A 24,827-nucleotide genomic window follows, 5' to 3' on the forward strand; every position below is an offset into this window, starting at 1 on the left:
CTCACAGCGTTTTGAACCAGGTAACAATGTCAACCACAATATGGTTCCCTGGTATTCCGCGAATACACCCATATTCCGACGGCGTGAAGGGTCAATCTCCCGGAATCATCGCTTAGCATGCTGTTGCTGACTGATCTTCGAATGATCCGGAAACCACGCAGAGGAATCTCATGTTTCACCGTCAACATCGTCGAACATTTCTGACGAAGCTTGCGGGAGCCGGCGCCGCGATGCTCTTACCGCGATTCCGTGACAATCCATGGCTGATGGCTGCGGAACGGGTTCGCAACAGGCTGCGGATCACCGAAATCGAGAGCTACACATTCTACCTTCCCTATCACAAATTCAATTCAACAGATGTGTTGCGGTACCATAGTTACCGGCTTCAGGCCAACACTGTGATACTGGTCAGGACAGACAAAGGCCTTGTTGGTGCGGGACAGTCGTGGGGGATCTACAACGTCTCCGATGAACAGCGGAAGAAGTACATTGGAACAAGTCCGTTTGACTGGCTGGCTTCGCGTTCCGATCTGCCGTTCAACATGGCAATGTACGATCTCATGGGCAAATATCTGGACATTCCGGTTTGGAAACTCATCGGTGAACAGGTTCGTGATCGAATGCCGGTGTCAGCGTGGACGGCTTCGTTTGCTCCCGAGAAGATGGCCGAAGAAGTCAGGCACGCTGCATCCATGGGATACAAGTGGCTAAAGTATCACATCGACGAAACACAGAATGTCGTTGATCAAACGCGGGCTATGCAGGCGGTGGCCCCGCCGGACTTCAGGGTCCATTACGATTTCAACGTCAATTCACATCGGGCGGCCATTGAACCGGTACTCGACGCTCTCCGGGAGTTTCCAATTGTTGGACGCATTGAGGATCCCATCAGCACTGCGAAGCCCGAGGACTGGCAATATTTCTGTGACAAGTATGATTTTCCGATTGTCGGACATCATGCGCCGGTCAACTTTATGGTCAACGGATCAGCAGACGGTTATATGGCAGGACACGCTCCGATTGGCCAGGCCATGAACGTGGCCAGTGTGGCGGAACACGTCAACAAACCGATCATGCTGCAGCAGGCCGGCACCTATATCAACCAGGCCTTTCAGGCACACGAAACATCCGTTTTCCCGACCGCGACAATGGATCAGGTCAATCTGGCAGAACTCTGGGACGATCATGTCACCAACGAAACCATGCCTATTGAAAACGGCAGCATCTCAGTACCGGACGGTCCGGGACTGGGGGTCACCGTCGATGTTGAAAAGTTGAAGCAGGTAGCAAGTCGGCCAAAACCGAGTCTGGCGCCCTATCTGGTGAGAATTGTCTACAAGCACGGTCCCACAATTGTCGCCCGGCACATTCCAGGCACTGAGGGTCATACTGACGACATGAGAATGCTTACGAGGCTCCTTGGGCAAAAAACGAATCTGCCTGGTCCGGTTCCCGGATACATGAACGAAGTCCGAACAGACTGGTGGGACGACACCAGTGACCCGGCCTGGCAAAAGGCATGGACCGCAACTGAGAACCAAAAATACGTTCTGATATGAAAGCGATCCGTCCGGTGGCGGTGGTTCAGATCAATTCGTAAATCGGAGAACCTTCCGGCAGAACCGGAACCGGGCGACCGGCTGGCGTGATCGTCTCCTGAGTCGGATTGATTCCAAGGTGACGATAAATCGTTGCCAGCACGTCGCCGGGACTCACCGGACGTTCAACCGGCACCTCACCCTTGTCGTTCGACGCCCCCAGAACCTGACCGGTTTTCAGGCCGCCACCTGCCAGCAAAATGCTCATCAGTGACCCCCAGTGATCGCGACCTCCGGTTTTGTTCACTCGGGGAGTGCGACCAAATTCTCCCCACACAACCAGCAGTACCCTGCGATCCAGTCCGCGTTCATACAGGTCCGTCACCAGTGCAGACACCATCTGATCCATCGGCGGACCGGTCACTTCCATTCCACGGTTGGGCCCCTGCGAGCCGTCTGACGGTCGATGATCATTAACGATATTGCGATGCCAGTCCCACGACAACGAGTCCGGCGCCGTATTGAGGGTAACAAACGTGACACCGGCTTCCACCAGACGCCGTGCCAGCAGCGCCATTTGTCCCCAGCGATGGCGCCCATACATGTCACGCGTTTCCGGAGATTCCCGATTGAGATCAAACGCCTGACGCGCTTCACCCGTCGCAACCATTTCGAGCGCCGCGCGGGTGAACTGGTCAACCCCCTCGAACGATCCGCCGATATCGGCGCTGCGTGCCAGACGATCGACTCCGGCCAGCAGTGACCTGCGGTCCTCGGCCCGCCCTACAGTCATGTCATCAGCCAGTTGCAGACTTGCTGTGGCCTGACGAATCTTTTGAGGATTAAACTCGTCAAAAAACGGATCCTGTAGAACGGTAAACGGGGAATACTGCCCCCCCAGATGACCAGGCCCCATGACTTCGCCGATCTGGAGGTTTTTTGTCTGTTCATCAGCAAGCAGGACGTATCCGGGAAGCCCGGGCCGATTCGAACCGCGAAAACGCGAAGTGACTGCTCCTGCCGACGGATGCGTCGCCCGTTCTGCGGTTCCCGGATATCCCGTTGAACACCAGTGTGCCCCGGTAAAATGGCCGTTGGTTGTATGTGTCACGCTTCGAATAATCGAAGCACGATCAACAATCTGAGCCATTTTGGGGATCATTTCACAAAATGAAATCCCGGGAATTTTTGTGGCGATTGGCGAGTACGGCCCCCGAATTTCGGACGGAGCCTGTGGTTTGGGATCAAACGTTTCAAACTGACTGGGCCCGCCCCCAAGCCAGATCTGAATAACCGCCGTATCGGATTTGCCCTGAGTCTCCGCCACGGCCTGTGATCTAAGTCTCAGCACATCGTCCAGTGCCAGACCGGCACCACCAGCCAGAAGACTGGACTGCAGAAATCCACGACGTGAACGTCGTGGGGGCTGCACGTCATATCCGGTCTTGGGGGCCATCAGGAACTCCGACGGTTTATTGATCAAATCCACACCAAAACTTCATATTAACCAACTCGTAAACTACTGACAATAACTGTTGAAACACAAAACAGCTCAATCAGGTGCAGCGTCAGAAAAACCAGTCTTATCCAACCTCAGTATTCCTGAACGCGTGTTTCCTGACCATACTTTCTCAGCACACATTTGATTTCCCGGGTGCAGGTCAAAAGACTGCCTAATTATACCATATACAGTTCACCCTGCATAAGAAGGCATGCAGAATCAAAAAATACTGACCACTCACCTTCTCTCGAGGTATTCAGAAGGAGAGGGAATTAGTAACGACCGGCCATTTTCCGGTCATCGTTTTTCCACCACTGTCCAAAAGTACATGGTGGTTTTCATGCGTCTCAACGTCGGACTCAACTCCGCCGGGAAATTTATCGACGCTCCAACGACACCAACCACGAACGCTGCGGCTTAACGTGAAACTGAAAATCACCAAGCCTCTCCTCCCGAAAAAGTCCCCTCGAAGAACAGACACCTCATCAATCTCCCCTGTATCAATCTCCCCTGTATCAATCTCCCCTGTATCAATCTCCCCTGTATCAATCTCCCCTGTATCAATCTCCCCTGTCACGGCACAATAAGGTCCGGCATCATGCCAGGAACAGGAGGCGACTCCAGTTGTCCCTGTTCTGATACAAGGTGCCGGTCGCAATCGATACATTTGCTGGACACTGTGCAACGCGCACGTTAGGTTCCCTGCCTCTTCAGTGTGCTTGCTTATGAGCGACCTGAAAACGTCGTTCGGAGGTTCGGCATGAATATCGCGCAACTTGCGGTCGACGGGCTTACAGAATTTGGAGAATACGAGTCCTGGCATTTTGAAAACCGCTGGCACACAAATCGTGAACTGCTTGAACATGGCTGCCGGCTGGCGACAGTACTGACTGAACGAGGGATTCAGGCCGGCGACCGCGTCGTGGTAATGATGGAATCCTGTCTCGAAGTTCCACAGGCTTTTCAGGCGATTGCCCGAGTCGGTGCCGTGGCCGTACCGATTATGCCTCAGCTGGTTCCCGAAGAAGTCCGTTACATCGTGGAAAACTCAGGTGCCGCCACAGTGATTACGGCAGCTGACCTGACTCAGAAGGTTACTGAGGCAACCGGGACCATCGATGGATTTCGACAGATTCTTGTCTTTGGTGAGACAGATACTGACGGTGCCGAAAACATTTCCTCAATGGCGGCGTCGGCGGCTCCGCGGGCCGAAATGTACGATGCGAGTGATAATGACACGGCTGTGATCATCTACACGTCAGGAACCACAGGCCATCCCAAAGGAGTCATGTTGTCTCACGGCAACCTTGCAGGCAATATCCAGGCAACCGCAACTCTGTTTTCATCGGGAGCATCTGATCGCTCACTGATGGTGCTGCCGATGAGTCACGTCTATGGCATGATGCTGATGAATATTAGTGTCGTTCTTGGCGGACAAAACGTACTGATGCGGCGGTTTGATCCGGAAAAAGTGCTGCAGGCAATTGAGGAGTTCAGGATTGAACGTTGCTCACTGGTTCCGGCCATGCAGGTGGCGATGATTCATCATCCGGCCCGCGAACACTGCGACGTGTCCAGCCTGAAGACAGTGACTGCCGGATCGGCGCCTCTTTCCGAAGAAGTCCGGACCACCTTTGCAAAACTTTACGACTGTCGTGTGGTCGACGGATACGGACAGTCGGAAGCGACCTGTGTGGTTTCCGGTTACGCCGATGCCGAAGAGCCGGTACCCGGATCCGTCGGCCGGCCGCTGCCCGGCGTGGATGTTTGCGTCCAGGATGAAAACAACAATCATCTGGGCCCCTACCGTACCGGAGAAATCTGTATTCGCGGTCCCAACGTCATGAAAGGCTACTGGAACAATGAAAAGGCAACAGCCTCAACGGTGGTTGACGGATGGCTGCATTCCGGTGACACGGGGCATACTGATGAGCGGGGTTACATTTACATAACTGACCGCATCAGAGACATCATCATCAAGGGGGGTGAGAATATCTCTCCTCGCGAAATTGAAGAAGTCATTTCAAGCATGCCTCAGGTGGCTGAGGCAGCCGTCTACGCGGTACCCGATGAAAAATTCCAGGAAGAGATCGCGGTCTCGGTCGTTCTGCTGCCCGGTGCAGAGCTGACGGAGGATCAAATCCGCACAGCGACTGCGACCCGAATCAACAGATTTAAAATCCCGAAATACATACAGTTCACAAATACACTTCCTCGGAATGCCAACGGAAAAATTGTGAAACGCACTCTGCGCGAAATGTGGCTGGAGAGACGGACCCCGGTAAAATAGGATCATCAACGTGGCTGCTTCGCATGGCTGAGATTCGCCCGGAAGTAACAGTGTTATCGGAACCCGAACTGATCGTTGTCAGAACCAAGGTCCTGTCAGCAGGTCTGTAAACATGGGAGCGGGTGGATAACACAGCATCATATGCAGGCCCGATTCAGACCCAAGAACGTGCAGGAAAGCAGCCGGCTGGACTATGACCAGAATAAAACTTGACCCGGCGACTGTGAGCCAGTTGCCTGAAACGTACCGTCACACCATAGCGGAAGATTACCTGGATTCGATGGGACACATGAATGTGATGTGGTACACACATTTGTTCTCGATGAGTTTCATGGGGCTCATGAAACTCGTGGGAATGACGGACGTATTCGACGGCCGAAATGATGGAGGCACATTTGCCCTGGAGTCACACATCCGGTATCTGTCAGAAGTGCGCGCGGGACACACAATACGGATTTATTCACGGATAATTGGCCGGTCCGAAAAACGGTTTCATGTGCTGCATTTCATGACCAATGACCAGAAGCAGGATGTGTCAGCCACTCAGGAAATCGTCAGCAGTTACGTAAATCTGTCACAGCGGCGTACGGCTCCTATTCCGCCTGAGATGGCTGACCCCATGGACAGTCTGCTCACTCAAAGCAGACAACTTACCTGGGAGGCTCCGGTGTGCGGGATCATGTCGGCGTAATCTTTTGACCAGTCACCAGGAGATTCAAATTGCAGAATGATCCGTTTAATCTTGTACAGATTCTGGAACACGCAGGCCGGTTTCATGCGCAGGTGGAAATTGTTACCCGGTGTGTGGAAGACGATTCGATTCAGCGTTCGAATTACGGAGAAGCAGCAGCACGAACGCGACAGCTGGCCAACGCACTGAAACGGATGAATATCCGGACAGGTGATCGAATTGGCACACTGGCCTGGAACACACAGCGACATCTGGAAGCCTGGTACGCAATCTCCGGCCAGGGCGCGATCTGTCACACGATCAACCCGCGACTTTTCGTGGAACAGATCGAATACATTGTCAACCATGCCGGGGACCGTATTCTGCTGATCGACCCGCCGTTTGTCCCTCTGCTTGAACAGCTTCAGGAACGGCTGCCAACTGTGGAGCGATACATTGTGCTCACCGACAATGAGCATATGCCAGACACAAATCTGCGAAATGCCGTTCCCAGTGAATCACTGATCTCCGCCGAGTCTGCTGACTACCACTGGCCAACACTTTCCTATGAGACACCGGCCGGACTGTGCTACACCTCCGGCACGACCGGCAACCCCAAAGGAGTTCAGTACACACATCGCTCTAACTTACTCCACGCTTATGGCGTGAGTGGTGCCGATGGAGCAGGAATCAGTTCAACAGAGACTGTTCTGATGGTTGTCCCGATGTTCCACGCGAACAGCTGGGGACTGGCCTACGCATGTCCCATGGCCGGCGCACCGCTGATCCTTCCGGGAGCCCGGCTGGACGGCGAAAGCATCCACGAGCTACTGGACAGTGAAAAGGTCACATTTTCCGCTGCGGTACCGACGGTTTGGAATATGCTGCTGTCGTACATGAAGACAAATGAACTGCACCTGCCGTATCTCAGCGAAGTTTTAATCGGCGGCTCGGCGGTCCCTCGACACCTGATCGAAACATTCGACAAAGACTACGGTGTCACCGTACTGCAGGCGTGGGGAATGACGGAGCTTAGCCCGCTGGGCACGGTCTGTCGCCTGAAAGCCGACATGATCGACTGGTCGTACGAACGGCAGATCGCAGTACGACTGAAACAGGGAAAACCCATCTTCGGTTGCAATCTGAAAATTGTTGACGACGACAACAAGCAGCTCCCGCACGATGGTCAGGCAGTGGGCAGACTGCTGGTGAAAGGCCCTTGGGTTGTTCGTCGTTACTACAAAGACGAGCATGATGCTGTCGACGCAGACGGGTGGTTCGATACCGGCGACATCGCCAACATCGACCAGTATGGATATCTGCAGATCACCGATCGTGCCAAGGATCTCATCAAGTCCGGAGGAGAATGGATCAGTTCTGTTGACCTTGAAAACGAAGCAATGGGCCACACCGAAGTCCAGCTGGCGGCGGTGATTGGCGTTTCTCACCCCAAATGGGAAGAACGTCCTCTTCTCGTGGTGATACGCAAAGAGGATTCCGATCTTTCCAGAGACGAGATACTAACGTATCTGAGCGACAAAGTTGCCCGGTGGTGGCTGCCCGACGATGTGGTGTTCGTGGACGAAATTCCAATGACCGCAACCGGAAAAATAAGCAAACTACGTTTACGGGAACAGCTCTCAGACTACAGACTGCCGAATCAACCGACGTGACGAAGGGCTCCCCCCGTACCGCAACGGATGGTAAAGACGGCTGACAGACCGTTTCATCAGCCGTTCCGGGGACACGACAAAGTTGTTACACACAGGTTTCTTTTATTTCTGTCTGAACGGCGGCGTAATCAAAGCCTGTTTTTTGGTACGGCAGCTGAAGTCGGCAGGAAACGGCCCATCGCGTGAACCCACGCGAACACTGTTGAACCGAAACACACCGCCCCGAGCAACTTCGGCATGAGTGCTCTGCTGCCGAACGAAGGCATCTCCGGCTTCAGATCACAGTGGCGCGCCCGGGCATCCGGCCCTGGCGACAACAGTACTCAAAGTGAAAACCTATCGTTTGATGCGCTGCTGCTGAACATTTTTCAGTCCACTGTCCCGAAGATCATGTTGCCAGATTGTGTGAGTCTCACCGGGACTGAATCCACCGGCCCTGTAAAGCTGCACTGCCGGCTCGTTCTCCCGGTCGCAATACGCCACGATGTCATTACTCTTTGACTGCTGAAGATCGGAAACACAGCCCGAACTCACCTGTTTCAGAAGACGTCCGGCAATTCCCTGTCGTCGAAAATGTCGGACAACCCCGAGATACTCCACGGTCACCAAACAAGCATCAGTGTCCCGGGTGACGACGGCCAGACCTGCCAGCCTGTTCTGATCCTGTGCCACCAGTAATTCGGAATCCGGCAACGAGATCCATCCGGAAAGCAGCCCATGAGGTGTCACTGGATCAAGCGCCTGCAGGTCTTGCGATCCATCCAGGCAACCTGCGATCAATTCCTCGATATTTTTGGTGCCGTAGCCCGTTATCGCGTCTGCAAGTGGCTGACAGTGAATTCCAGGATCTTCCTTCCCGCTCAATTCGCTCCGATGCCTCAAGGCCTGTAAACGGACAGTCGGCTCAAATCCATGAGCCGCCAGACTGACCGTTGACACCACCGGACACCCGGCTTCTACCAGGCACCGCACGGAGTTGCGTCGACTGTCACTCGCGACAATCAACGTTTCCACGAGTACTTGATCCCAAATGTCCTGAATGGCATCAGATGACAGTTCGGCGTTTTGAGCACAAACAAGGTCCACCGGACCGTCAGGATTCAGCAGCCCGCGGATCTGCAGTACTGCGTAATTTCCATGCAACGCCGTCCAGCAATAACCGTCCTGATGATCGGCAACGATCCGGAACCCGTCTTTCACTGTGGCAGACGGCAGCAACCGGGACTGCATGGCCCCGCTTCGGGCGGTGGACAGCCTGCATTGATCGGCAGAGGCGAGGCATTCGCCACACGGCCGGACGCAACACTCATAAGTTTTTCAAGCGTTTGCGAACCGCACTGCGGGCATTCCGGTGTCTCTCGAACTGCGACCAGCAGTTCAAATTCAGAGTCGCATTGAGTGCAGGAGTATTCAAAGATCGGCATGGGACGGCTCAGACATTTGCCCTGAAGAATCGGACAAAAAACAGAAAAGAAACCGGATTATCTCTGGTCTGCAGACGCGGGCTTGAGTGGAACCCCGTCAGGCAGATCCGTCAGCCCCAATTCTGACGTATTCAACGTCTGCGTCAATGACTGTTTGAACCGAAACTCACGAGACCGTCCCCCGGAAGATACGATGGCCTGTCCTGCCAATGTCAGGTTTTGATCAAGTTGAATCGACTTCGGCACCCGGGTCATTTCATCCAGCAGTATTCGCCCCGATCCCGTGAACGCCGATCCGGTCAGCTGAAAATCCTGAAATGTCAGAGGCAGGTCGTCATTGAACTGATGCGACACCAGGCCGACCGGCCCCTGCATGGAAAACCGTACTTCCGGTTTTTCGATCGAATCCACAGAACAGACATAATCGCAACGTACGTTCCCGGGCAGTCCAAGCGACACAACCAGCGTTCTGGTCCACTCGCTGTCCAATGTCAGTCCGGAATCGTCATCGGCCTTTTGCCTCGGTGGATTCTGTGAGTCGGAACTGGTGGGCGGTTTGCCGACATTTCTTGCGGGAAAAGGTCTGAACGGCGGACGACCGACTGTCACCGGAACACAAAACGGCAGATCAAACCACGACCGAAACACAACATCGCTGCAGACCTGCGTGAGCACATGATGCGACGGCCCGGTGTCACGACGAAAAACAGATTCTTCGGCAACCACGTTCACTGCGTTTCCCTGGTCAGATACCAGCATCAGCACAGCCGGAAACCTGAAAGCCTTAGGTACATCAAGTGATCGAATGCTCTTTTCACCATGTTTGTCGATGGTGGTCCGGTCCAGTGACTGAATCTGCACCTGCAGCCGGGCTCTGCCGGACCGGTCGTATCCGGACATCTGGTAATGAAGTAAAGCTCGATCTGTGATATCGCTGTCGGTTGTGTGATCGCCGATACTGATTTCTGTAACCCGATGAGTCGCAACCTCGACGGCAAATTTCTGTCCGTCTGACAACTGCCAAAGGGGGATGGCGTCCTCTGCCAACAGGCCAGGACAACACACAATCGCCGGCAACATCAGGGTGACCATCAAACGGCCGGCATTCCTGACAACAGGCCGGCAACAAAACCTAAACAGCGGGCGGTTAAAAATAACGGGAGCAATCCGGAACGCCGAGCGCATCAGCTCACCTGCTCAAGAACACTGTCGTCGACCAAAATTGGAGTTGCCGGGTTATCATGAATAGCCAGAGCCACTGCGTCGCTGGGACGGCAGTCGATCTCGTGAATCTCGTCACCCTGGCTGACGCGCAGCAGCGCATAATAGGTGTGATCTTCAATTCGAGTCACCACAACTTCCTGAATCACACCACCCATCGCTGCAATGCAGTTGTGCAGCAGATCGTGTGTCATCGGGCGGTACGGTGATTCTTCAAGTAACCGACGATTGATTACCGACGCCTCAAAATCGCCGATCAAAATCGGAAACACTCGATACCCATCGACTTCTCTGAGATAGATGGCTCTTTGATCGTTGAGGTCAGAAACAATCACACGACTCAGCTGCATCGGAACCAGCATAAAAACTCCTATCACCCTGGCCTCTACAGCACCAGGACACACGCAGATCTACCGGGTAACCTGCCGGACGTACCAGGAGTACGGCAGGTTCCCTCCGGCTCAAATCCAAACCGGAATTGACGAAAGGAGGGGCAAACCAGAAAGCCTGGTCTACGGCAGGCGACGAACTTTTATCCCGCGGTAATAGACCGTGCTCTTTGGATCATGAGCCTGAAGTGCAAATGTGCCGCGCCCAAGCCGTCGCTCAAACTTTTCTGAAAATGCGGGCTTATTTTCAGGTTCTGTGTAGTCGACGACAACGGTACCATTCACGGTGATCACAATCTGCTGACCCTGGACGCGAATGTTTGTCGTATACCATTCATTGTCTTTGGCGGGTGGTTCCGTCACTTTGACAACGCCATAGATACTGCCGGATTTAATCGGATCCCGGTGCGAAATATTGACCTGGCATTCATGACCCCACCGAGGCCAATCTTCGATCTGATAATCTGTATGGAAGTAAATTCCGGAATTGCTGCCCGGAGTTGTCATCGTTTCACACTCAAATTCAAAATTGGTAAACGGTTCATCGTTTCCAACGTAGAACAGATGTGCCTTGGGTCCGCTGCACACCAGTTTCCCGTCTTCGATGCCCCAGGAATCTGCGTTTTCGCCAACCTTCCAGCCGGTCATGGTTCCGTCAAAAATTGATTTCCACTCGCCGGTTTCCTCGGCAGCACCTTGCGCGGAAAGCAAAGCAGTCAACATCAGGATGGATATTCGATACATTCGTCGTTCTCCGGTAGGTACAGGTGTGGCATTTGAGTGAAGTTCCGCACTGGGAATACTGACGGAATACATCGTCCGTCCCTTCACGTCGACGGTTGCACCGTTGTTTGTTGTTTCTACGAAAATCTTTCCGCACTTTCCACTCATTCATTTTGAATCGGCCGACAATTCTGTGCGTCGGGCTGACTGGCGGCAACCGAATTTTTCATGCGAATCGCCCATCTCATCACCCGACTGATCATTGGCGGTGCTCAGGAGAACACACTGTTCAGTGTTGATGATCAGCACCATCTGCACGGAGACCAGGTATGCCTGATTACCGGTCCGGCAACCGGGCCCGAAGGCACTCTGGCAGACCGTGCCCGCGAGCGACAGCTGGATGTTCGACTGGTGCCTCAGCTTCACAGGAATCTAAATCCACTGAGTGATCTGCAGGCTTATTTTGCCGTCAGAAAACAACTCCGTGACTACCAACCGGATCTGGTTCATACGCACAGTTCCAAGGCGGGAATCATCGGGCGTCGGGCCGCATACGACCTGGGAATTCCATGTGTGCACACAATTCATGGCGCTTCCTTTCACTACGGCCAGCCACGTATGTTGCACTGGGCCTATCGACGCGCAGAGAATGTGGCTAATGGCTGGTGCCAGCATTTCATCACCGTCTGCGACGCGATGATTCAGCAATACCTCGATGCAGGTATCGGGACTCGGTCAAAATACACGACAGTCTACAGCGGAATGGATGTTGACCGTTTCCTCAATCCGACTGAATCGAGAGAAGCAGTTCGAACACGTTTGGGGATTGCCGATGACGACATCGTTATTGTTAAGGTCGCCCGGCTTTTTAATCTGAAAGGCCATGATTATCTGATTGACGCTGCTTCACAGATTACGGCAGCGATTCCCAAAGTGAAGTTCTTACTTGTTGGTGATGGAATTTTACGGAGCGAATTTGAGTCCCGCATTGCCGCCCTGGGACTGTCAAATCATTTTGTGTATGCCGGACTGGTACCGCCCGCTGAAGTAACGAACTACATTCACGCGGCGGAACTGGTGGCCCACACCAGCGTCTGGGAGGGCCTGGCCCGTGTGTTACCACAGGGTCTGATCGCAGGAAAACCAGTGGTCAGTTTCGATATCGACGGCGCCCCCGAAGTCTGCATCGATGAGGAAACCGGACTTCTGGTGCCGACACGCGATGTCAAACTTCTCGCGGATGCGATTATCCGCCTTGCCTCAGACGAGCGTCTGAGGCAACGACTTGGGCAAGAAGGCCGCCGTCGGTTTACCGAACAGTTTCGCCACGAATACATGACAGAGCGGATTCGGGACGTGTACCGCACCATTCTGAATTGAGTTTAAAAACAGCCCCCGAACTCACCGAACACGACACGACACGACGGCCGCAACGTATCTCACGCGTCATTGACCAATCGTCTGGTCAACGCGAAGTCAATTGGTGAAAGTCTGGTCCAGCATCGCGGGCAGTTCATCGTCCCGCATCAGAGTTTCACCTGGTTCCTCCCGGGACCGCACCAGTGGTTCATGCTTTGCCCGGTGTGCAAGTACCTGCTGTTCATAGTCCCGCAGCGGACCAATCAGGGCTTTGGAAACAAACTGTCGGCGAGTCAGAAATCTCTCCCGTTTCTTTCCTGCGACAGCGAAAATTTTCTCCATTTGCTGCAGAGCGATCTGCGTGACCTGAATCGACAATTCAACGTCACGCTGCATGCGAACAGCGGATGTCGGCTCAAATTCCGTACGAGCCTCCCATCGCAGAATCAACTCCTGAACAAGATCATTCAGGTGATCAAACCGTTCCACATCATTGTCCACAATTTCAGGTTGTTCAGTGAGCTGTTTCAGTGCTGCGACCACGTTCCGAACGGAATAGTCGCCAGGCTGTGTGTAATGGATCGTGTGCAGACGATGCTGAAATTCGACCCGGGGTTCAGGATGTCCTGCCCGTTCATGGATGCTCACCAGTTCATGATGAACAAAATCCGAGATCAAAGGCTCATAATCCACTGAAAAATCACTGAGACGTTGCAGTTCCGACAGCGACACCGGGCCGGAACGAACCTGTTTCAGCACTTCCCCGAGGGTCGTCAGGTAAGCTTTGCGATGCTCATCCAGCGGATGCGGCAGACGGTGCAGTTTACCGTCACGAAACACCTCCACTGGTCGTCGCGGATTTCGCTGCATCTCTGATTTCAGTGATTTACGATACACACCTGGTTGATCGGGAAAAGCGGTCAGTATCTCAACCTGCTGAGCATAAGCACTGATCCTGCGGCGAAATTCTTCGTGAGTCGGCCCCGACGGCACCGCCTGAGCGATTCTCATTTGATGCGGCGCCAGCAATTTGTGAACGTTTCCTGCATGATTCACCGACTGCACCGTCTCCCAGCCCAGACGCAGACTTAATGACCCGGTGTTGACGGCGGAACCCGGCGAAAGATCATAGTGGTTCCACAGTCCGATCGGATCGGCGGAATCAACCACAGGTAATGCTGCCAGCTGACACCAATCCCACCCGCAGCGACTCAACTCGCGCTGCACGTGCCTCCGCGACATGCGCATCAGTACCCCACTGTCCAGCAGAGGAACTGAGGAGTTGCTGCCCAGCAGCGCGATTTCTCCTGGTCCCATCCGCACCATCGCGACATTTTCGAAAACCTCGGAGACTCTGGCCAGGATCTGCAGGACGCTCTCGCGACCGATATGCTGCTGTCGAATGCGCTGACAAAACACACCATCTGCCGTCAGTCTTTCAGAGACAGCCCGAAACCAGCACGTTGACAGACGTGACAATGATGCACTTCTCAAAGGATCTGCCAGAACAGAAATCAACACGTCAACCGGAGCCACCGATGCATCACGGATCACAATCTCCGGATCCTTGAACACAATCTCTATTTCGCCGTCTTCCAAAGACTCAACTGCCGTCAACTGACTGTGTGCAGCCGGCGGCCTGACCACAGTCACTCGATGCAGGGGAAACTGCCGGCAGGTCCTCAAAGCAACACCCGAATAGTCGCTCATCAGCAGCACGCTGCCAGGACGTTGATGCATTACCAGCGGCAGGACACACGTCAAAACTTCTGCAACAGGCTGCGGCGTCGTTGAGGTGTTTGTGGAAATTTCACCCACACTGTGACCGTTAACTCTTATTTCCAGCGCATCCGCACTCTGTTTCCACGTCGTCACCGTTCCTTCCGCTGATTCATAACTGTCAGCCAGTCGGACAGCATCGCTTTCTGAAATCATATCCGCGGGCACACCGTGATGAATGGCCGCAATCGGTCTCATAGAGAACAACAGACGCGACGGACCGGTCATCTCCGGTAACAAAGTAAAAATGCCAATCACGGCTGCAGAAGCGGACAGCACACCAGTTAGCCGGATCAAACCAAAACGATCACTGTTATTAGCAACTCGCCACAGCAACATGACAGGCACGACAGCAATGACGCCGACAGCAGTCAATGCCGGCCACACCGGCGAAATCCCCATATGAGAAACCAGCCCGGGAATCGCACTCCCCAGACAAAAGGATACAGGATGAACATTTGATGTCCGGCACTGCCCACTTTCAAGAAAACGGCAACCGGACATCGCAGCCATCAGAAGCGGCACTGACCAGACGGCAAGCTGAAAACCCTGCCAAAAAACCATTTCCATACCGGTGGATATCGTCGCGCGGAGATGCAGATTCCAGTTTACGACACCCGTAAAAAACCACGGCAGAATGGCAATGACGACCAAGCTCCCCGCCCAGACAACCCGTGGACGATATTTGAGCTGCAGCTGTGGTATCATGGCTACCAGCAGCAGGCCGCCCGTGCAGACGATTCCCGCACAAATCGCGATCAGGGAAACCGAAAAGACGCGATGTAAAACCAGGATTCCTGCAACAACCCCCGTACCCGCCGCAACATTCATCAGCATCTGCAGGATCCCGAAGTCACTTCTGAAGGTCCTGATTCCATTCGGCCGAAAATCAGCTGTGTCGCCTGGTCGCCGTACAGCGATTCCAACCACACAGCCGCCCAGCAGTATCACCGAAAATGTAAACGACCGGAACAACCAGGCATGAACGGCAAAAAACGTGACTCCTGCGACGCAGCCGATTACACGACGCCGAGTCATTTCCGTGGAACCGAAATCAAAGAGCAGACAACACGCGAGGGCACCGGCAGCAGGCAGTGCCGCAACCATCCAGACCGCAAACGGAGACAATCCGAAGCCGGCCCCCAGTCTCAGACAAAACTCAAAGCATACGGGCGCAGTCACGACCGTCAGCACACCCGTCACGCCGGCAATGATTGTCTGCAGATTCTGAGCACGAATCCGCCTCCGCAGAAAACGCGAACCGGCTACACCCGCAGCGACAGCCACACACAACGCTGTGTTCGACAGAGGCGACGTGCCACAGATCGACACCCACTGGCACAGCAGCGTTAGCAGCAGGAAAGCGGCCAGTGCCGCTGTCAGCACAGGCTCAGTGAATCTGTTCACCGTCTCAAATCGGTCCCGGGCTTCCATGCCACAGCCTCCACGGATTCATTGCTAGTCGTTGAAAACCGGCTCTCAGCTCGACAAAGAAAGTCCTGCCTGATCATTTATTCCAGGTTGACCCACTCCGGATATCTGCCGACAGTCGAATTCTGATATCTTCTGAAAACTGCTCCAACCACCATTAACTTAACCTGTTTTCTAACCTCAAAGCCCGATCCGTCTCAAGATCAGCCCCGATGAAGTCCCAAGGATCAGAGCAGACGGTTCAATCAGCGGATTTGGCTCTGGTTAAATCAAATCCGGTGTCAGCCCGCCGTTCTGGGTCCCGGACACTGGACCTGTGTCATGCCGAAAACGTCAGACAGCACCGGACAGGTGTCGGATTCTGTGACACGAAGCAGCAAAACGGAGAATTTCTGTGCAGATTATCATTACAGCGGTCGGACCGGATAATCGAGGACTGGCCGACCCGATCGTCCACTACGTGACGGGAGCCGGAGCCAACATTTATGAAATTCAGATGTACGACCGGGACAGTGAACACCTGTTTGCGATGCTGCTGCGAATCAACTGGACGAAAAACGATGACAGTATCGACGTCCTGAGAGATCACCTGAGCCAGATTGGGAAACTTCGTGGATTACAGATCCGAGTCTGGACCCGCGGCGAGCACCAGACAACGCCGAAAATTGCAATTTGCACGACGTACCGTACCGAGCATCCACTGGCAATCCTGCGAGCCGTCCGTGACGGACAGCTTTCGGCGGAACCGGCGGTCATGATCGGCAACCGCGATTCCTGCCGCAGTGTAGCAGAACAGTTTGGTGTCCCGTGGCACAACATCGGTGATCCGGACGGCAACCCGGATTACGGCCGTCTGGAATCACTCGTCGATGAATACAAGATTGACTACATCGTGCTGGCACGGTTCATGAGGGTTTTGCCGGCGGAACTCTGCTGGAAGTTTGCAGGCGGGAGAATCATCAATCTGCACCACGGACTGCTTCCATCGTTTCCCGGATTTCGTCCGTACGAAGACGCCCACCAGCACCACATGCTGTGTTATGGAGCGACAGTGCATTTTATCGTTCCCGAACTGGATGCAGGAAACCAGATCATCCATCAAAGTTCGTTTACGGTTTTACCTGGCACGTCACTCAGTAACATCAAACGCCAGGGCGAATCCGATCATGAACCCAACTGTCTGGTGGAGGGGCTGCGCAGAGTTATCAACGAAGAAGTCGAACTGCACTTTCATCGTGTCGTCAGGCGGGAGACATAACATTTTTGTATTAACGCCGGCGCTGCGTTCCCAATGGAACACGATTGAGTTACGGACAAAGTCGGCTGTCGACCCACACAACCGGGTTCAAAAACAGAAGCCTCCCGTCCTCTGTCCGCCAGGCTAAATCTTATCGACCGTTCCCGGTTAACATAGCATCAGCCCGATGCTTAATGAGTCGACGGCCATGATCAAAGACAGGGTAGGAATCCGGACCCAGAGCGGCCAGTGGAATCCGTCTAAGCACCTGATTGATCCGCATCATCAGACGGTCGTTGTCTGCGTAGTCATGCAGAAACCTGATCCGACAAAACGCACCAATGAATCGGGCCAGACCGTCAACCGGCCTGGACACTACCAGATTCACCGATTCCTGAACCCAGTCCGCATCAACCGACTGCAGGGCGGTGTAGTATCGCGGAAGCAGTTCGGGGTCGCGGCGGGCCAGTTCATTGTCCAGAAGCAATTCCGTCACGACATGCCCCAGCAGGCCAGGTCGGTGATCATACGGATCGGGCATCAGTCGGTGAAACCGGCGAACCAGATCTTCGCACACCTCCTGAAATATAATGCTTCGGTGAAACAGCTCATCATCAGCATGATGCTGCATGATGCCCCGACACAGCCGCAGAAATGCCTGATCACGGCCCTCTTCGATCATCGCACCGACCACACGAGATCGGGCACGAATCCGGGGGGCTGCCACCCGCAGCCAGTCCGGTACAGCCGTTCCGGCAACGAATAGCGGGTCATCCAGAAAACGATATCCGTGCGCGAGATAATTCATGTAAAAACAGTTCAGACTGTGAGATTTGACACTTTCAACACGGTCACTTGCAGAATTGCGATACGGAACTCATCCTGTGGCCCGAAGATCATCGTGGCCTCGAAAACCACAAAAACACCTGACAGTCGGATCTGCTGCCTTCCGGGATGCAGTAGCCGGATTCAAAACTCACAGGTTTTGCAGTCAGAACATCAGGAATCAACCGGCGACTCCGGATATTTTGTCTTAAACACATACTCGGGAGAGTACTGAATGATCAAGTACGGTATGAATTTGCTGCTGTGGACTTCTGATGTCACAGAAGAGTTGTTCCCACTGTTCGGACAGCTCAAAGACATCGGCTATGACGCCGTTGAGCTGCCGATTTTTGACGTCGATGAAGCAAAATACTCCCGCATCGGACAGGAGCTGCAGAAAAACGAACTACAGGCCACAGCAGTCACGGTGTGCGCAGAAGACGCCAACCCGATTTCTCCTGATGCAGCCGTCCGCAGGGCAGCTGTCGCCAATCTGAAACAAACAGTGGACATGTGTGTCGCCAGCGGGGCCACACACCTGTGCGGTCCGATTCATTCGACCTTGGGAAAATTTTCCGGTATGGGCCGAACACAAGACGAATGGAACCGCTGCAAAGACGTCCTGTCGGAGGTTGCCGACTATGCCCGCACCGGCGACGTGACACTGGTCGTCGAATATCTCAATCGGTTCGAATGTTATTTTCTCAATACCGCCGCAGATGCGGCCCAATTCTGCCGCGAAGTGAACCATCCGAACGTGCGAACGATGTATGACACGTTTCACGCCAACATCGAAGAAAAATCCATCACAGAAGCTGTCAAAGCCTGCTCCGAGTACCTGGCCCACGTCCACATCTCGGAGAATGACCGTTCAACCCCGGGGGAAGGTGGTGTCAACTGGGACGAATCGTTTGCGGCACTCAAACAGGTCGGCTATGACGATGGTTATTTGACGATTGAAGCCTTCGGTCAGGCCCTGCCGGAACTGGCAGCCGCAACCTGTATCTGGCGTCGAATGTTCGAAACAGAACTTGACGTTGCAAGAAACGGACTGGAGTTCATGAAAAGCCGGTGGGAAGGATAAGTGTTACCCGGCAGCTGAAGAGAGTTCTGTCATTTGAATGCCAGTGAAATGCAACCGGACGTTATCCGACACCTACAAAAGCCAGGAACGTTCGCTGTTGCTTTCTTCCTGCTTGCGTTTGCTGTTCTCACCGCCGCCGCCGGCTCTGCCTGGCTGGCAACGCTGATTGCCGAACCGGATCCGGCCTGGAATCGGTTTGCATTGGTTGTATCGTTTGTCGGCAGCACCGCACTGTTAGCGGGCGGTAGTATCCAGCTGATCCGGGCAACGGGGTTCGTCAAAAGGGAACGACAACCCGAATTTCGTCAGTGTCTGGCCTGGGCACTGGCCATCGGAACCGCATTTGTGAGTGTCCAGACGTACGGACTGCATTCTCTGATTGCCCTGCATACTGACGATTTCGCCACCGCGGTCAGACATGCCGCGTTTGCCTTTATCCTGCTGCACGCCATTCATGTTGTCATCGCACTTCTCTTTCTGGTGTATATCGCACTGCAGGCCGTGACAGATCGCTATGACCACGAGTACTCGCTGGGAGTCACATTCTGCAGCTGGTTCTGGCACGGACTTGGTATCGCATGGATCGCCATCCTAGCGGTATTTACCGTTGCCGGAGCTGCAACCATGGCACACTGACATACATTAACGCGGCCATTTCGTCCCGTCCTGTCTGATCGTGCCGGCATTGTCCGCAACGGACCATTGTGCGAAACTACAGACGTACTTTTGCCGGGTCCGTACTTTTTTGACTCGTGGCATTTGCCCAGCTGAAAAACCCCGATCTATGATCCGCGCGGCGCTCAAGAATCCCTACCTCGTCATCGTTATCGTGTTGATGGTTGCTGTCATTGGCGGGATCAGTGTGCTGAAGATCCCGGCTGACCTTTTACCAACCTTCAAAACCTCAGCCGCACAGATCGTCTGCTTCTACCCGGGCATGCCGCCGGAAGTCATGGAGCAGGACATCATGAGCCGCCTGCAGAGGTGGACCGGACAGTCTTCTGGAATCGAACACCAGGAGGCGAAAGCCATGCAGGGCGTGTGCGTGGTCAAAGACTTCTTCCATCCGGAAGTCAGTCAGGCCGAAGCGCTCAGCCAGGTCAGCATGTACGCTATGAGCGACATGTTTTATCTGCCTCCGGGCACGATTCCTCCTATGGTGATGCCGTTCGATCCCACGGCCAGTGTGCCGCTTTGTCTGGTGTCAGTCTCCAATCCGGACATGACCGACGCCGAACTGTACGACGTGGCTTACAAAAACCTGCGCAACAATCTGCAGTCTATTTCCGGTGTTATCGCACCGGCTGTGAACGGAGGTACCTTGAGGCGCATTCTCGCCTATGTCGATCCCGATAAGCTGGTGGCTCACAATCTGTCGATCATGGAAGTCCACGCTGCCCTGCGACGCCAGAATGTACTGATCCCGGCCGGAAGCGCCAAAATCGGCGACAGCGAATTCTATATCTACACAAACGCAATTCCCGACAAGGTCGCAAAGCTCAATGAAGCACCCGTCAGGATTGGTCCTGGAGGTCAGCCGGTCCTCTTCAAAGACATCGGTGAAGTGAGGGACACCAGGCAGATTCAGTCGAATATCGTACGTGTCAACGGACGGCCACTGGTCTATGTTCCGGTCTATCGGCAACCTGGATCCAATACGATCGAAATTGTGGACCGCATTCACGACAAGCTTGAAGAAATCACACTTCGTCTGAAGGAGGAACGTCAGCGTCCGGATGGTTCCGATGATCCCAAGATGGTGAATCTGAATCTGGAAGTTGTGATGGATCAGTCGGTTAAAGTGCGGGAGAGCGTCGATGCCCTGTGGATCGCTGCGTTACTGGGTGCTTTGTTTGCCGGCGGAATCGTATTCCTGTTTTTGCGTAATTTCCGCGCTACTTTGGTGATTGTGCTGGCGATCCCGGTCTCGATTCTGACATCACTGATTGGTCTGTACTTCACCGGTAATACGATCAATGCCATGACTCTGGGTGGTCTGGCACTGGCTGTCGGGATCCTGATCGATCAGGCGATTGTTGTCCTGGACAATGTCGAACGCCACATGAAAATGGACAAAGGGCACCTGCGTGCGGCACTTGACGGCACTCAGGAAGTCATCGTGCCGCTGTTTGTTTCGACGGTGACTTTCATGGTCGTCTTTTTTCCTGTGATCTTTTTGTCCGGTCTGGCCCGTTTCCTGTTCACCCCCCTGGCGATTGCTGTCCTGTTTGCCGTGGTGGCATCGTTCCTCATTGCTGTTTTCTTCGTCCCGGTCGCCGCCGCCAGGCTCATGCGAACGGGCAGCCACACAAAACCCGACATTGTGGAATCAGCCGATCAGGCCAGAGGCTGGCTGGTTCAGGGATACCGAGTGCTGCTGCTGCGGTCGCTCAAAGTCCCGTGGCTGGTCCTGGGCGTCGCTGCACTGCTGTTCGCACTTTCCCTCATACTGGTACGGAACACCGGTCGCGAACTGTTTCCCCCGGTCGATTCAGGGCAGTTTACAGTCTATGTGCGGGCACCTTCGGGCACCAAACTGGAACGATCACGAGATCTTGTCAAACAGATCGAAAACGTCATCGTTGACGAACTCGGTGATCCGGCTCCGGATAACCCGACCCCGGATGCAGTCTATCCGTCTACAAAGAATAAATACGCCGCTGGTGAAGATCGTATTCTGACAGACGAAGAAGTTCAGGCCGCAAAAGCCGACTCACACTGCAGTATGCTGATTGCAAATATCGGAGTGCTGCTGGACTGGCCGGCTGCTTACACACCCAATACCGGCGCGATGGATTCCTTCATTCTTGTTCAGCTGGACAGGGGAGGCCCCGACGTCTTCCGGAATGTCAGTCGCCTCAGAACAAAACTGAACGATCTGTTTCCCGATGTCGAGTTCGCCTTTGACACCGGTGGAATTCTGACAGCCGCTCTGAATATGGGAGAACCGTCTCCGATCCATTTTCAGGTCACCGGTTACACGCTGGAGACAGCTCATCAGATCGCGGACCACCTGATCGAAACCATTACTGCCGTACCAGGCGCCATTGACGTCCGTGTCGCCCAACGTATCGATTATCCGATGATTCGTGTCGAAATTGATCGCGTTAAAGCGCTCGATCGAGGTGTCTCACCGGAAGAAGTCATGAAGTGCCTGGTGAGTTCCACGAACAGCTCCATCAATTTCGATCCGGCTTTCTGGATCGACCCCAGAAACGGCAATCACTATTTTCTGGGTACTCAGTATTATGAGGAACAGATCAATTCCCTGGACACACTGCGCAGGATTCCGGTCAAAGGTGGTGGTGCTGACACTCCAATCGTGTTCCTGGAGGAAGTTGCGGAAATCATCACAAATGTCACGGGGCCATCCGTCATCAATCATCGTAATATCACGCGAGTGACTGACGTTTACGCCAACGTGTTACCCGGTTTCGACCTGGGAACGGTCGTCCGAAACATTGAAGAGAAGGTGACCAGTCCCGATCATCCATTGCAGCTTCAGGCGACCGCTGACTCAAGAGCAGCAGCGGCTCAGTATCCAATCTGGTTCCAGAACGTACTCACGGCCGCGGGTTTGAACACCCCGACTCGGTATAAAGTCGGCGGAGACGGTTTTACGGGATTCACAGTCGAGCTTCAGGGTGAGATTCGGTCGATGAGGGATTCATTTGTCGACTTTGCACTGGGACTGATTCTGGCAGCTCTGCTGGTTTACCTGGTCATGGTGGCCCAGTTCCGGTCTTTTCTTGATCCTCTCATCGTGATGGTTACCGTTCCACTGGGATTTGTAGGCGTCGCATTCGTTCTGACGTTCTGGCAAACCCGACTGAACATCCAGTCGTTTATGGGCATCATCATGATGATTGGAATCGTGGTGGAATATACGATTGTGCTGCTGGACTTTGCCAACCATCGGCTCACGAGCGGAGCAACGGTTCACCAGGCGATCGTTGATGCGGCTGTGGTACGTTTTCGGCCGATCCTGATGACATCAGTCACCACCATTCTGGCACTGTTACCCATGGCAATTGGATTTGCCGGAGGTGAAGCCGATGAACCTCTGGCACGCACTATTGTGGGTGCTGTCATTGCAGCCACTCTGCTGCCAAAATTTGTGGTACCGTGTCTGTATGTGATTTTAAAACGACAACCCCGACTCAATGAAGATGACGTCAAGGCATGGGCCTGAAAACACATGGAAGGCGAGGAACGATCCTATACGACTGGTCTGACTCAACTGTTTCGTGACACACGAAACCGACAAACATGCTGCCATACCTGGATCATTTTACAGTTGCCCCGGTTGAACCACCACGGCAGCGCGTACTGGAACATCTAATGAATTTCCGACGTAAGCACTCACTGACCACTGGACGGCTCCAGGACATTGTCCTCGCCGCTTTATTCGTGACTTTCACTACAGCGGCCCACCAGGCGTTTGCTCAGCCACATCTGGTGACCGTGGAAGGGCAAGAATACCGCGAAACCGTGAAACTTCAGGGGGCAACGGTCCATGGATTTCAGGTCACAGATATCAGAGCCAAACTTGGCGGGTTCGTGAAGTCAATTGGCAGCCTCAACGGACAGGACGTGGATATTGGGTCTCGTGTAAAACAAGGTGAAATTCTGGCCGTTCTGGATATCCCTGAAATGAAAAATCTGCTCGTAGAAAAAAAAGCGATGGTCACTCAGGCAAAAAGCGAGGTAGCCCAGGCCGATGCAGCAATCCTGGAAGCTGAAGCTGCCGTCATTCAGAGCAGGGCGCAACTGGAGCAGGTGCGTTCACAGACTGCTGAAAAAACGGCCATGCTGAAACTCAACGAAAAGAAACTGAACCGTCTGATCGGCCTGGCCAGCAGCGGTGCGATCGACCAGGACGCTATCGACGAAGCAACGTTTGAAGTTGCAGTTGCGAAGGCCCGGCTAAACAGTGTCAAAGCAGACATTCGGGCTGCGAATGCTAAAACTCAGGCGGTTCAGGCAACCGTTCGAAAAACGCAGGCGGACCGGAAAAGCGCTGATGCAAGAGTGGCTGTCAGTGAATCGTCAGTGAATCGTCTGAAGACGATGATGAACTACACGGTCATCACAGCGCCTTATGACGGCGTGATTACCAGGCGAATGATCGATCTGGGAAGTTACGTGAAACCTGCCGAAAACAATTCCGCCGCCATGCTTGTGTTTCAGCTGACGCAGGTCAGCAGAGTCCGCATCGTTGTTGCTGTTCCCAACAATAAAATTGAACTCATCGAACTTGGTCAAACCGTGCTGTTCGATTCCATCGGTGGCCTTCAGGGAACAGCGTTTCGCGGTCAGGTCACTCGTGTGGCCGGCGCGCTGGATGCGAAAACCAGGACCATGCCGATCGAAGTTCACCTCGACAATCCGGCAGTCGATGACCTAAGCGGCAAAACCGTGGAACTCAAACCCGGACTTTACGGTTCACTCACCATTATCCGCAGAGACTGGACAGGCGATTCTCTGCTGCCGGTGGTTCCGGCATCTGCTGTCGCCAGAGATCCTGACGGCAATAATTACGTAACCCTGATGAAAGACGGCACTCCGATCCGGCGGAATGTCAAAATTGCCTTCAATGACGCCGTCACTGTGGGTATCAGCAGTGGCCTGAGCATTGGTGACCGGGTCATGAAATCAGTCGCCAAACGATAGCGTTTGCATA

General features: G+C 53.9%; 18 protein-coding genes. 10 read left to right on the forward strand and 8 right to left on the reverse strand.

Annotation, left to right across the window (positions count from 1 at the left end; translation table 11 throughout):
- Positions 1-170 precede the first annotated feature (170 nt).
- The gene (locus tag MK110_11410; GenBank protein ID MCH2211901.1) at positions 171-1,559 is read left to right on the forward strand and encodes a hypothetical protein; all 1,389 of its coding nucleotides are present in this window, start codon (positions 171-173) and stop codon (positions 1,557-1,559) included.
- Between the two features lie 25 nt (positions 1,560-1,584).
- On the opposite strand, the gene MK110_11415 is transcribed toward MK110_11410, so the two are convergent.
- Positions 1,585-2,994, reverse strand: a complete 1,410-nt coding sequence (locus MK110_11415; GenBank protein MCH2211902.1) for a DUF1501 domain-containing protein — start codon at positions 2,992-2,994, stop codon at positions 1,585-1,587.
- Positions 2,995-3,295: 301 nt separating this feature from the next.
- A complete protein-coding gene (locus MK110_11420) occupies positions 3,296-3,616 on the reverse strand; it encodes a hypothetical protein (protein ID MCH2211903.1) in 321 nt (106 codons plus the stop codon).
- A gap of 183 nt (positions 3,617-3,799) precedes the next feature.
- Between MK110_11420 and MK110_11425 the strand changes: the two genes are divergently transcribed.
- The 3 genes from MK110_11425 to MK110_11435 all read left to right on the forward strand — a co-directional run bounded on the left by MK110_11425 (position 3,800) and on the right by MK110_11435 (position 7,672).
- Positions 3,800-5,329 carry a long-chain-fatty-acid--CoA ligase gene (locus tag MK110_11425; GenBank protein MCH2211904.1) on the forward strand — a complete coding sequence of 510 codons (1,530 nt, stop codon included), beginning with the start codon at positions 3,800-3,802 and terminating at the stop codon, positions 5,327-5,329.
- Between the two features lie 193 nt (positions 5,330-5,522).
- A complete protein-coding gene (locus tag MK110_11430) occupies positions 5,523-6,020 on the forward strand; it encodes a thioesterase family protein (GenBank protein ID MCH2211905.1) in 498 nt (165 codons plus the stop codon).
- Between the two features lie 29 nt (positions 6,021-6,049).
- The gene (locus tag MK110_11435) at positions 6,050-7,672 is read left to right on the forward strand and encodes a long-chain-fatty-acid--CoA ligase (GenBank protein ID MCH2211906.1); all 1,623 of its coding nucleotides are present in this window, start codon (positions 6,050-6,052) and stop codon (positions 7,670-7,672) included.
- 336 nt (positions 7,673-8,008) lie between these two features.
- Here MK110_11435 and MK110_11440 read toward each other — a convergent pair whose 3' ends face one another.
- The 4 genes from MK110_11440 to MK110_11455 form a co-directional block, all read right to left on the reverse strand.
- Complete coding sequence (locus MK110_11440; protein ID MCH2211907.1) at positions 8,009-8,902, reverse strand: GNAT family N-acetyltransferase; 894 nt, start codon at positions 8,900-8,902, stop codon at positions 8,009-8,011.
- A 251-nt stretch (positions 8,903-9,153) separates the two neighbouring features.
- Entirely contained in the window at positions 9,154-10,188 is a 1,035-nt protein-coding gene (locus MK110_11445) for a hypothetical protein (GenBank protein MCH2211908.1), read from the reverse strand.
- 92 nt (positions 10,189-10,280) lie between these two features.
- The gene (locus MK110_11450; protein ID MCH2211909.1) at positions 10,281-10,679 is read right to left on the reverse strand and encodes a bifunctional nuclease family protein; all 399 of its coding nucleotides are present in this window, start codon (positions 10,677-10,679) and stop codon (positions 10,281-10,283) included.
- A 150-nt stretch (positions 10,680-10,829) separates the two neighbouring features.
- Entirely contained in the window at positions 10,830-11,450 is a 621-nt protein-coding gene (locus MK110_11455; GenBank protein ID MCH2211910.1) for a DUF1080 domain-containing protein, read from the reverse strand.
- A 207-nt stretch (positions 11,451-11,657) separates the two neighbouring features.
- Here MK110_11455 and MK110_11460 point away from each other — a divergent pair, with 207 nt between their 5' ends.
- The gene (locus MK110_11460) at positions 11,658-12,809 is read left to right on the forward strand and encodes a glycosyltransferase family 4 protein (protein MCH2211911.1); all 1,152 of its coding nucleotides are present in this window, start codon (positions 11,658-11,660) and stop codon (positions 12,807-12,809) included.
- A 96-nt stretch (positions 12,810-12,905) separates the two neighbouring features.
- Here MK110_11460 and MK110_11465 read toward each other — a convergent pair whose 3' ends face one another.
- Positions 12,906-15,974 (reverse strand): hypothetical protein, encoded by a 3,069-nt coding sequence (locus tag MK110_11465; GenBank protein ID MCH2211912.1) that lies wholly within the window; start codon positions 15,972-15,974, stop codon positions 12,906-12,908.
- Between the two features lie 418 nt (positions 15,975-16,392).
- On the opposite strand from MK110_11465, the gene MK110_11470 reads away from it, so the two are divergent.
- The gene (locus tag MK110_11470) at positions 16,393-17,256 is read left to right on the forward strand and encodes a formyltetrahydrofolate deformylase (protein MCH2211913.1); all 864 of its coding nucleotides are present in this window, start codon (positions 16,393-16,395) and stop codon (positions 17,254-17,256) included.
- A 130-nt stretch (positions 17,257-17,386) separates the two neighbouring features.
- Here the strand turns inward: MK110_11470 and MK110_11475 are convergent, their stop codons facing one another.
- Positions 17,387-18,043 (reverse strand): hypothetical protein, encoded by a 657-nt coding sequence (locus tag MK110_11475; protein MCH2211914.1) that lies wholly within the window; start codon positions 18,041-18,043, stop codon positions 17,387-17,389.
- A 252-nt stretch (positions 18,044-18,295) separates the two neighbouring features.
- Here MK110_11475 and MK110_11480 point away from each other — a divergent pair, with 252 nt between their 5' ends.
- The 4 genes from MK110_11480 (at position 18,296) to MK110_11495 (ending at position 24,817) form a co-directional block, all read left to right on the forward strand.
- Positions 18,296-19,144, forward strand: a complete 849-nt coding sequence (locus MK110_11480; protein MCH2211915.1) for a sugar phosphate isomerase/epimerase — start codon at positions 18,296-18,298, stop codon at positions 19,142-19,144.
- Positions 19,145-19,192: 48 nt separating this feature from the next.
- A complete protein-coding gene (locus MK110_11485) occupies positions 19,193-19,780 on the forward strand; it encodes a hypothetical protein (protein MCH2211916.1) in 588 nt (195 codons plus the stop codon).
- Between the two features lie 148 nt (positions 19,781-19,928).
- Positions 19,929-23,336 (forward strand): efflux RND transporter permease subunit, encoded by a 3,408-nt coding sequence (locus MK110_11490; protein ID MCH2211917.1) that lies wholly within the window; start codon positions 19,929-19,931, stop codon positions 23,334-23,336.
- Positions 23,337-23,485: 149 nt separating this feature from the next.
- Positions 23,486-24,817, forward strand: coding sequence for an efflux RND transporter periplasmic adaptor subunit (locus MK110_11495; GenBank protein MCH2211918.1), 1,332 nt, complete (start codon positions 23,486-23,488; stop codon positions 24,815-24,817).
- Positions 24,818-24,827: the final 10 nt, after the last annotated feature.

Origin of the sequence: Fuerstiella sp., from assembly GCA_022447225.1 — a bacterium.
Taxonomy (GTDB): Bacteria; Planctomycetota; Planctomycetia; order Planctomycetales; family Planctomycetaceae; genus S139-18.

What these genes read in the sequence shown, in the direction of transcription:
- MK110_11410 (MCH2211901.1), top strand. Translation starts at nt 171, where the DNA reads ATGTTTCACCGTCAACATCGTCGAACATTTCTGACGAAGCTTGCGGGA.
- MK110_11415 (MCH2211902.1), bottom strand. Translation starts at nt 2,994, where the DNA reads ATGGCCCCCAAGACCGGATATGACGTGCAGCCCCCACGACGTTCACGT.
- MK110_11425 (MCH2211904.1), top strand. Translation starts at nt 3,800, where the DNA reads ATGAATATCGCGCAACTTGCGGTCGACGGGCTTACAGAATTTGGAGAA.
- MK110_11430 (MCH2211905.1), top strand. Translation starts at nt 5,523, where the DNA reads ATGACCAGAATAAAACTTGACCCGGCGACTGTGAGCCAGTTGCCTGAA.
- MK110_11440 (MCH2211907.1), bottom strand. Translation starts at nt 8,902, where the DNA reads ATGCAGTCCCGGTTGCTGCCGTCTGCCACAGTGAAAGACGGGTTCCGG.
- MK110_11445 (MCH2211908.1), bottom strand. Translation starts at nt 10,188, where the DNA reads ATGGTCACCCTGATGTTGCCGGCGATTGTGTGTTGTCCTGGCCTGTTG.
- MK110_11450 (MCH2211909.1), bottom strand. Translation starts at nt 10,679, where the DNA reads ATGCTGGTTCCGATGCAGCTGAGTCGTGTGATTGTTTCTGACCTCAAC.
- MK110_11455 (MCH2211910.1), bottom strand. Translation starts at nt 11,450, where the DNA reads ATGTATCGAATATCCATCCTGATGTTGACTGCTTTGCTTTCCGCGCAA.
- MK110_11460 (MCH2211911.1), top strand. Translation starts at nt 11,658, where the DNA reads ATGCGAATCGCCCATCTCATCACCCGACTGATCATTGGCGGTGCTCAG.
- MK110_11475 (MCH2211914.1), bottom strand. Translation starts at nt 18,043, where the DNA reads ATGAATTATCTCGCGCACGGATATCGTTTTCTGGATGACCCGCTATTC.
- MK110_11480 (MCH2211915.1), top strand. Translation starts at nt 18,296, where the DNA reads ATGATCAAGTACGGTATGAATTTGCTGCTGTGGACTTCTGATGTCACA.
- MK110_11485 (MCH2211916.1), top strand. Translation starts at nt 19,193, where the DNA reads ATGCAACCGGACGTTATCCGACACCTACAAAAGCCAGGAACGTTCGCT.
- MK110_11490 (MCH2211917.1), top strand. Translation starts at nt 19,929, where the DNA reads ATGATCCGCGCGGCGCTCAAGAATCCCTACCTCGTCATCGTTATCGTG.
- MK110_11495 (MCH2211918.1), top strand. Translation starts at nt 23,486, where the DNA reads ATGAATTTCCGACGTAAGCACTCACTGACCACTGGACGGCTCCAGGAC.